This window comes from Sphingobacterium sp. UBA7253, from assembly GCF_002472745.1.
GTDB lineage: Bacteria > Bacteroidota > Bacteroidia > Sphingobacteriales > Sphingobacteriaceae > Sphingobacterium > Sphingobacterium siyangense.
Window position 1 is genome coordinate 20,757 of the sequence record NZ_DKSP01000081.1, and the last position, 9,027, is coordinate 29,783.

10 protein-coding genes are annotated in these 9,027 nt (G+C 41.7%); 4 read left to right on the top strand and 6 right to left on the bottom strand.

Translation table 11 applies throughout. From position 1 onward, the window contains the following. Positions 1–120: 120 nt before the first annotated feature. From B2X72_RS08115 to B2X72_RS08140, 6 genes are read right to left on the bottom strand one after another with little or no spacing between them, the layout of a single operon-like run. Positions 121–1,722 (bottom strand): hypothetical protein, encoded by a 1,602-nt coding sequence (locus B2X72_RS08115; RefSeq protein ID WP_070569870.1) that lies wholly within the window; start codon positions 1,720–1,722, stop codon positions 121–123. Positions 1,723–1,742: 20 nt separating this feature from the next. Then, a complete protein-coding gene (locus tag B2X72_RS08120; RefSeq protein WP_070569868.1) occupies positions 1,743–3,038 on the bottom strand; it encodes a hypothetical protein in 1,296 nt (431 codons plus the stop codon). 33 nt (positions 3,039–3,071) lie between these two features. After that, entirely contained in the window at positions 3,072–3,683 is a 612-nt protein-coding gene (locus B2X72_RS08125) for a hypothetical protein (RefSeq protein WP_070569866.1), read from the bottom strand. 54 nt (positions 3,684–3,737) lie between these two features. After that, the gene (locus tag B2X72_RS08130; protein ID WP_070569864.1) at positions 3,738–4,367 is read right to left on the bottom strand and encodes a hypothetical protein; all 630 of its coding nucleotides are present in this window, start codon (positions 4,365–4,367) and stop codon (positions 3,738–3,740) included. Beyond that, the gene (locus B2X72_RS08135; RefSeq protein ID WP_070569863.1) at positions 4,364–5,116 is read right to left on the bottom strand and encodes a hypothetical protein; all 753 of its coding nucleotides are present in this window, start codon (positions 5,114–5,116) and stop codon (positions 4,364–4,366) included. Before B2X72_RS08135 ends, B2X72_RS08130 begins: the two co-directional genes overlap by 4 nt. A 1-nt stretch (position 5,117) precedes the next feature. Then, the gene (locus tag B2X72_RS08140; RefSeq protein WP_070569861.1) at positions 5,118–6,125 is read right to left on the bottom strand and encodes a DNA cytosine methyltransferase; all 1,008 of its coding nucleotides are present in this window, start codon (positions 6,123–6,125) and stop codon (positions 5,118–5,120) included. A gap of 177 nt (positions 6,126–6,302) precedes the next feature. On the opposite strand from B2X72_RS08140, the gene B2X72_RS08145 reads away from it, so the two are divergent. The 4 genes from B2X72_RS08145 to B2X72_RS08160 all read left to right on the top strand — a co-directional run bounded on the left by B2X72_RS08145 (position 6,303) and on the right by B2X72_RS08160 (position 8,979). Beyond that, positions 6,303–6,587 (top strand): hypothetical protein, encoded by a 285-nt coding sequence (locus B2X72_RS08145; RefSeq protein ID WP_070569859.1) that lies wholly within the window; start codon positions 6,303–6,305, stop codon positions 6,585–6,587. Between the two features lie 282 nt (positions 6,588–6,869). After that, the gene (locus B2X72_RS08150) at positions 6,870–7,289 is read left to right on the top strand and encodes a DUF4262 domain-containing protein (protein ID WP_070569858.1); all 420 of its coding nucleotides are present in this window, start codon (positions 6,870–6,872) and stop codon (positions 7,287–7,289) included. A gap of 14 nt (positions 7,290–7,303) precedes the next feature. Then, on the top strand, positions 7,304–8,059 hold the full coding sequence (locus B2X72_RS08155) for a metallophosphoesterase (RefSeq protein WP_070569857.1): 756 nt from the start codon (positions 7,304–7,306) through the stop codon (positions 8,057–8,059). A 170-nt stretch (positions 8,060–8,229) separates the two neighbouring features. Then, the gene (locus B2X72_RS08160) at positions 8,230–8,979 is read left to right on the top strand and encodes a hypothetical protein (protein WP_286777093.1); all 750 of its coding nucleotides are present in this window, start codon (positions 8,230–8,232) and stop codon (positions 8,977–8,979) included. The last annotated feature ends 48 nt before the right edge of the window (positions 8,980–9,027 follow it).

Here is a 9,027-nt window from a genome sequence, read left to right on the forward strand (position 1 = left end):
TGCAATTTTAAAATCATTGCAATATATTTTTGCACCTGAGGGATATGTCGTGGGCTCATTGAATTGAATATCTATGCAGTAATTACAGTTTTCTTTTTCCATTTTCGTGACTATAAAGATTTAAAGACTTTTTCCTCTACGTTTAATTGAGGAAGTTTTATTACTTACGGTGCTGTCATTTTTTAGAGATGCTTTCGGATCCAAATGCGGAATTTGGTTTTGCCTCCAATTAGGATCCAGCTGGAAATTGAAAGGAATTTCCTGGTGGATTTTATCAAAGATTTTTAGCCCGTCCAACTTTTCCGTGAGCTCTATGATGATAATATCTCCTGATTTTGCTTCTACTTTAGCAGGCATACCATCCAATAGACGCTGCAACATTTCATCTTTCCGATATTCCCAAACAGGTAACATGTTCCAGATTTTTTCCAGTTCTTTTTTAGAAATTGCCTGGAAGTATTCGATGTTTGCAGTGGTGCCGTCGACGGATTCAGAAAGCCGTTGCCAGGTGCCGATCGTCAAATTGTTCTTAAAATCTTCTAAATAAACTGGTCTTCCGGAAAGCAGTCTAACTGCTTTATCGATGTTAATTTCAGCAGGAAAAACAGCTTTTTTTACAGGAAGGCCTGCAAGCCGATCCATAGCAGAAGGTGTAATCATGTCATTGAAATAGGGTGCGGTTAGCCAGTGCTTAAGCATCAAAGACTCGGCTACCTGTTTTCCTTCCGTATCAGATGCTATACGGAACAGTTCCTCCTGTAACAGCTCAATATCCTTTGGAAAGTTAACCTCAGAATCGTTTTCGGTAAAGGCAATGTCTTTGTCTTCCCTCCAATTTATAGTACTGAATTTATTGTCTAACCTTTCAGAATCTACGCCATTAAAGTTTCCATGCGTAATCTCTGGTAGTTGAACTACCTCAAGTGTATATCCTTCCAGATTGTACCATCCTTTATCTAAAAAAATCGGCACAGCCAGGTTAGCAAAGTATTCCTGGTTAGAAAAAGAAAAATTTAACTCAGTTATTCCCGGAATTTTTTTTAGCCTTTTAATTGCTTCGTCCTTGATTGCTGATTCCGTAATAGCGATGGCTCCCAGATCAGTTAAATGCATAGTAATAGCTTCGATCCTTTCGGATATAATGAGGAAAGCAAGATCTGCAGTTAAATGGGGATGGTCTTCCAGGTGGAAATTGTAATCATGCTCGTATAGGCGCCTCATCCTCTCCGATTCTTCCGAAAAGATGGCAAACATATCGGCAGGCCAATGTTTGTACATGAGCAAATCGGCTGTAAATTTTACTTGAGAAGATTCCGACAAAAGTAGTTGAGCAAGGCCATCTATGCATTCCTTTACCATTTCAAACTCGCTATCCGTAGTGTCTCCCTTTTGCTTAATCTCCCAATATTTTGTCCAGTTTATTATCGACATCTTTTGGTCGAGTTGGATGGAATTTATGCCATTTACTATTTTTTGATCTATATCTAAGGGCATTCGATGGTTTGCATGGATAGCAGTTAATTCATAAGCAAGGCTCCTTTCCAGCCATTGGAAATTGAGTCTGTACTCCATAAGTTCATCGCCAAACTCTTTTTTCCTGGAAATAGAAAAACGCGGCAGGCCATAGGCCTCATTCCTATCAATATCTGATCTGAGCTGATCATCATTAAATCCTCTACTGGCAAGATTTTCCAAAATTTCCTGCATCTCCTGTTCGTTCATAGTCTCTGTTTTAAGATTGGTTAAATCCCACGTCCTTTGCGTTTTTTATTCTTTTTTATGTGAGCCAGCTTAGGTTTTGTTCGGGAAAACGTTTGTTGCGCAGCGGGTGGAGATTGTTGCTCGAGCCTGAAGTTGTAAGGGATGATATCGCCATTTGCGGCAGTCAGTTTGAGGCTCCTGGTATCCATGTCGATACTGATTTCGACCTCGGTTTTTTGGATTCCATGCAATGTGGTCAGGCATCTGTCGCCTGACAATAGTTTTGACAGCAAATGGTCCTTATGCATATCGTCCAAGGGAAGCATGGCAAGAAATGTCCGCAATTCATATTTAGAGGGACCTTCTTTGGGCTGGAGTTCTGTTTTATTTTCATGTGTCACAAACTGGTGCCAAGTAGTATATCCCCGGCTCTGTTTGAGCCCATCTAGCATGGCTGGCCTGCCGCATAGGAGATTATATATTCTCCTTGCTCCGGTATCCAGCGGAAATGTATGAGCAACTTTGGGAAGTTTATGGAAGAGCTCCCAGGCGTCAGCATGAATATGGGCGTCAAAGAATGGAGTATCTATCCAATGGTGAAGCTGGAGATTAAGTGCAAGGTCTCTACCGTTTTCATCCCTTAGTAGCAGCTCCATAGCATCTAGGATATCCATCGCTTCGGGAGTTGGTTGGGCCATATCCTGCTCATCGAACGTGTATAAATCATCCCGTTCCCAATCGATGGCATCCATTTTGTCGGCCAACTCCGCAGTCTTAATTCCATTGTAAATCCCATGTTTGAAGTCAGGATATCGGGTAAAAGTGGCGTCTATTTGTGTGGCCTTAAATTCCTTACCATCTGAAGTGACCCTGATCTCATAATCGATAACTCCCTCACTCCCGTTTTTGGATGCCCGGCATACAAAATGATCCGGATTGCGGCTTAAGATACTTTCTAAAAATCCATACACATCGGTATTGGTAAACTCGGTGATACCGCTACTGAGTATCAAAACCTGAAGCTGTTCCATTTTCCCTGAAAGGATATGAAAGGCAAGATTGGCATCGGCAATTCCCCAATCGGAAGCGGCAAATTCGCGGCTTCTTTCGTTTTCCTGCCCAGGATTATAAGTCGCGCTATATCCCTTCCATCTGTAATTGTCAAATTGGTGATCCCAGCCAAAATCCAAAAGATAATCCATCCTTTCTTCACCAAAATCTTTTCTGAACCCTACACTGAACTGAGTGCCCGCATTACGGTATTCCTTTAAAAAATCTTTAGGCTCAAACCCTTTTAATTTCAGGTATGCCAGTATTTGCTCTGCTTTCTCTTCCATCTCTACAGCATTTCTGGTTTACAAATGATCTTTTTAAATGCCCTTACTTTTTGCTTTTTGAGGAACGGGCTTCATAAGGTATTCCACACTCTGCTTTATAAATTGATCCTCCTTTAATCCTGCAGCTTTTAAAATAATTACCGGTATATTGCTGTTAAGCAGCTTTTCGTTGTCAGACAATGTTGGAAGCACTTCCTGAATAATTGTAGATTTCAGCAGTTCCGTTCCACTTTCGCTTTTGGTAAGGATATCTATCGGCGCCTTTGTTCTTACGGTCCGGATATATTTTGTCGGCTCTCCAATGACAATGCTCTGTTTCATGGCCACATCAACTTTTTTAAAGTATTTGGCATGTTCGAGTCTTTCCAGGTGTGCCGAAAAAAGGTCGCCTATTAGGCTTTTTAGACTTTGCGCGCTTTGCTGTGGCTTGCCATCGACCACAATAGATTTAGCAGGTAATTTGGCACAGTATTTTTCGGCCTTTTCTATGAGCGCATGACCTTTGTCGTTTAATGGGTAATAATGTGTCCCCATATGATTGCTTACAATGTTGCCGGCTTTGATACCATCGATCACCAGGTTCGCAGCAAATGAATGTGTGTCGATCCTGGGATTAAAACTTACCTTCTTTATTTCAATTTCCATGTTCTAAAAATTATGTTGTTTTCTAAAGGGAATACTTAAAAAAACTTCGTTGGGTCATAAGGATTTTCCTCCTTTTTGTTTTGGATTTTTTACGTTCTGCATTTTCAGCGCCTTGAGATCGAGGTATTGACCTTTTACCAACCCCGCTGCTTTCAAGATATGTTCCGGTATATTTTTATTAAGGACGATGTTACCATCTTTAAGCAGGGACATGATCTTTGTTTTTAACTCCTCTATAATTGTTTCTTCACCCTTCGGTTTGCAAAGGATCTGCAGGATGGTAATCTTATACCTATAAGCTGCAATAACGTTCTTGTCCGGTTTTCCGACAACGATGCCGTCAATGCAAAGTTTGTCAACCCGGTTTCTGAATTTCTGTAGTTCCTTCTCATTGACGAAATCATCTATAATACGGCCAATGTAGCTTTCAAGGTTCATCTCATAAGTATGGGTATTACCACCAATGGTATATTCTTCCTTTGGTAAACTCAGGCAATATTGTTCAGCTTCTTTAATGGCTTTTCGTCCCTCCTCTGTAGAGGATCCGTAAGAAACAGGATCACCATGCCCGTAATTGGATGCTTCTCCAACCTTTTTCCCGTCTATATACAAGTCAGCATTAAATGCATTCGTTTCCTCGCTTTGACGGGAATAATATTGGATCCGTTTTAATTCAATTTTCATAAGCTCTTGGTTTTGTAATTGATTTTTTGAAATGGTGTTAGTGTCCATCTGATAGGGAAACCCATCATCTCAGCAACAAAGAGGGGATTGAGTTTGCAGCACCTGCCAGATATACCGTTGATGGCATCATTGAGTGAATTGGTTGCTGATCTGCCTGCCAATGCAAGTGTGTCCGGATGTCTGCCACCTTTACAGTCCCTTGTCGTAGGCGTCGGTAGAAGCCTAAACATATAAGGTACCTGGCTCCAGCTTTTAAATTCCTTGGGCAGCATCCCCATGCTAAGTTCTACTGCTTGTGCCAAGCCAATGGAAACACCATGATTGCTGTGGGATGTCCCGATTTTTTGAATCACATTTCTACTATTCCTATTGGATCCGGTTGTTGGCGTGGGCAGCAGATTTGATTTGGCCAGATCGCAAAGATTAGCGCTGTATCTGGAACAGTTTGCTCTATATTTCATCCGCCCCTGAACTTGCTCGCCATTCCTTGAACTATCGATGGCTACTACAGTCGGTAGCATTCGGGTGGCGTTACTGGAGGCAAGCAGTTTCGGGTAGATCCTGCCGCTACCGGTCTTTTTCACCGTCCATCTCAGAGCGCAGCGGCCGGACTGCCAAAATGAACGTAAAAGCAGCAATTTTGAAAATACAGGTTGCCAAGACGATGAAATACCCGCCAATAAAGTCAGACACTGTTCAGCGTCTCTTGCTTTACCGTTTATAGTTTGATTATGTTCCGGCTTCTTCATCTCAACAGAATTTTAAATCGTACATCATTTGAATTGTTCGAAAGATCTGTTGCGCCACTTGTGGTACAATAGCATTTCCCAATGCCTTGATACTCTCCTGACGCCATTTTGAAAATGTTATGGGTTTTTGCGGGTATGGGATTCCCTCAAAAAGGGTTTGACCATCCACTGGGTAGGAAAACCCATCATTTGGGTAACAAACAGGGGGTTCAGTAGGGAACATGGCCCAAGGATCGCAAGTACGCTCCTGCCCGTTATTATCCCTTCCCGCTCTGGCATCAGCATTGCATCGGAAGTTATCAGTTTGACCAGGCGTGCCAGGCCCACGCTGCCCGACTTGCCATTTCGGTTCATTTTTCTGGGTATTCCGGTTTTGGTTATCCAAAAGCGGTCCTCCTTTCCCAATATCGCCCCCATAAGTGCGTCCGAGGCCAAAGGAGTCGGCAATAAAGGCGGCAATATCCTTTGCGCCACAGATGTTGTCGGGTAGAGATATGGGGCACTTGAATTTCCGGCAGGCGACGATCCATACACGTTCTCTTCTATGGGGAGCGCCGACGCCTGCAGCCGGAAGTACATACGGTTGGACTTGGTAACCCTGGTTTTCCAGATCAGTCCATACCTCCTCGAGTACCATTCCCCCCGCCCAAGAAGTAATGCCGAGAACATTTTCTGCCACGACCCAGTCCGGTTGGATTTGGAGGATCGCCCGGAGCATTTCCGGCCACATATATCGTTCATCATCTTTGCCGCGCCGCTTTCCTGCGAGACTGAATGGCTGACAGGGGAATCCACCTGAGAGTACATTAATTTTTCCCCTGAAGGCGCTGAAATCTGTTGCTTTAATATCCGCATAACTTTTACTTCTTGGGAAATGGTAGGCCAGTGTTCTTTGGCAGAACGGATCGATCTCACAATTAAAAACATTTATCCAACCGGACCATTTGGCTGCTATATCAAAGCCACCGATTCCGCTGAATAAACTCCCATGTTTGATTTTCTTTTTCATCTTCCCTCCTTTTCTTGCTGGCTTGCCGGGTGGTACAACTATGAGGGCAAAAGTGGAAATCTGGCAAGTGGGAAAATGATACTTTGGTAGTAGCTACCTTTTAATTTTAACAACTGATTATGGGTATTTTATTTATAAAGTGTTATTTTTATAATGTAACTAACTGATAAATAAGCAATGGAAATTATTATATTGATTATAGGCATCATTTTGTTGCTGGGTGGCATAGCGCTCAATATTTCTATTAACCGCCAACGGTTTTATAGAAGAGGGCCGGGAGGGCTACAGCATTTTGAAAGTTATGGAAAAGCAGTAGGCACCACTTTCTTGGAAAGGATTGGGAAAATTATTGCATTTCTGCTTATAGCGATCGGACTCTTTTTCACGATAAGCTACTTTTTACTCCCAGAATTAAAACGCGAAATTCATCGCCAGCAGACAGTAAAGCCGGAAAGAAACTAACGATTTTTAAAGAGTGGATAAAATAAAGTTCTAAAATCTTGTCCCTTGTCGCATTTAGGCTCAGGCCATAAGGAAAAATTTTTCATCCGATTTAGATATTGCAAATTCTCCATGAATTGCCACTTTTTCTAATGTGTATCAAAAGGGATTATAGCCTGCTAGAAAGGCCATGGAAGAGTAATAATTATATCAACCTGCCCTGAAAATGGGCCGTTCAGGAGGTAATCGCCAACACGTTTCTTAACTTTGGCCACATGCAATTAAGAAATTAAACCACTGATAATGAACTTCTTTTATTTCGATGATCCCGAAAGAAAACTTGACGCCTGGAGCAGGGATATGATGGACAAGCATGGCTGGTATGTTCATTTTGTCCCGAATGACGATAATTTTCCGAACCACATCAATTATCATACCCATGGTCTGCCAGAATCCTTCGGCCACCCGGATCTGCAGATCTGTTTTCCACTTTCCACGGAAGTTGCCCACCAAATATTGAGTTGTATTATAGATCAGATTAAAAACGGCGAACATTTCGAGCCTAATCGACGATATGAAAAAAAAGTTGGAAACAACCTGAGCGTCGAATTTATCGAAGCTATAGAATATAACCGCAAGCTTTTGCGGGTCGTGTTTCCCAATAAGGATGGTAATTACGAGGGTGAAGTATTTAGTGCCCAATTCGAATATACTGGTATATAAGGAGACGATTGATTATGACAGGAGAACGGGTGTTTGTAATGGGTGATATACACGGCGCATATAGGGCGTTGATGCAATGTTTGGAGCGTTCCGGATTCGATTACGAAATGGATACATTAATCCAGCTCGGTGATGTTGTTGATGGATACGGACAGAGTTATGAGTGTGTTGAAGAATTATTGAAAATTAAGAACCTCATAGCTATACGTGGTAATCACGATGCCTGGTTTTACGATTTTTTACAAACGGATTTCCATCCCGCTTATTGGAATTATGGAGGTAAAGCTACGATAGAATCCTACCTAGAGCACGCCGGTAAAAAGGTAATATGCATCCCATCCGGCAGCGGTTATAAAACATCATTAAACAGCTCAGACATCCCTGCTGCCCACCGGCAGTTTTTCCAGAATCAAAGGCTATATTATATTGATGAGCAGCAGCGCTGTTTTGTACATGGGGGCTTTAATCGCGAAATTGCTTTTGACCAGCAGGCGTTCAGTAAATATTATTGGGACCGGGATTTATGGACGGATGCATTAATCCATAAGGATGCGGGTGGAACAGTAAAAGATTTTCAAATGCCAACCTCGTTTAAGGAGATTTTTATTGGTCATACTTCAACCACAAATTGGGAGACAGATCTTCCGATGACTGCGATAAACATTACTAATTTGGACACCGGCGCTGGCCACACCGGCAAACTAACTATCATGGATGTAAACAGTAAGCAGTATTGGCAATCTGAATCAGTCGTTCGATTATATCATTAGGTTCTCTGAAGCTAGCTGGCGTCAAAATTGCACGGGCAATTAACTTGCCCTTTATTTCAGATATATCTTTATAAAAAAATAGTAGCTATATATAAAGCATCACTTTAACTCACTACCGGTTTTCATCTTTGTAATACCAGGCACTACAGCCCGGTATAAACAAGGAAAATATGAAAACATGGTATTTTGTGACGGCTCTACTCCTATGTACAGCTGCTTGTCAGAAAGGACAACAGACCGCCCCTCTTCCATCTGTAAAAAAATCGGCAGTAAAACCGCAAAAGGATTTTGCACAGGCAGCGAATCCTGAAAATCCTTTCGATGAAGTGGGCAAAATCCACAATCTTGGACTTGATGCATTAATAAACTATATGGAGACAACCCGAGATACTACGAGATACGGTAGAAGCGTCTTCCTGGCCAAATTTTTCAAGGAACTCTATAACATACATGCCAAGCCGGAACAATCATTGAAATTGGAAATGGCAATTAAGAAAGACTTTAAGGATGTATTGTTTTCCCAGAGAATTTCGAACCGTTCCAAAGTATTTCTTAAAGAACTGTCAGCAATTTTAGAGCGCATTAAAACATTAGAAGATTACAGTTCTTACAAAGAAGCATTCGTAACGCTTGAAAAAAAGATATATCTTGAAAAATTGCCAGAAAAGGAGAAAGAAATTCTTTTGTCAACCGCATCTATATTTCGCTATTCAGGTTTATTCTGGATGGAATTTTATAAGAATAATCCCCAGGCGGAAACGTGGGGATTGCTTAGGAAACTAGCGGGTGTTATCGTCGGTATTGCGGCAGATGCTACTTCTTTCTTTTACTACGCATTTGTTGATAGTTCTTATTATGAACGGCTTGAATCCACTATCGATATGAGTTACGTTTGCGGATATGGAACGGGATGGTATTAATAACCTTAACGCTATCACAAAAAGAACATTATAGCATCAAAACGTTGT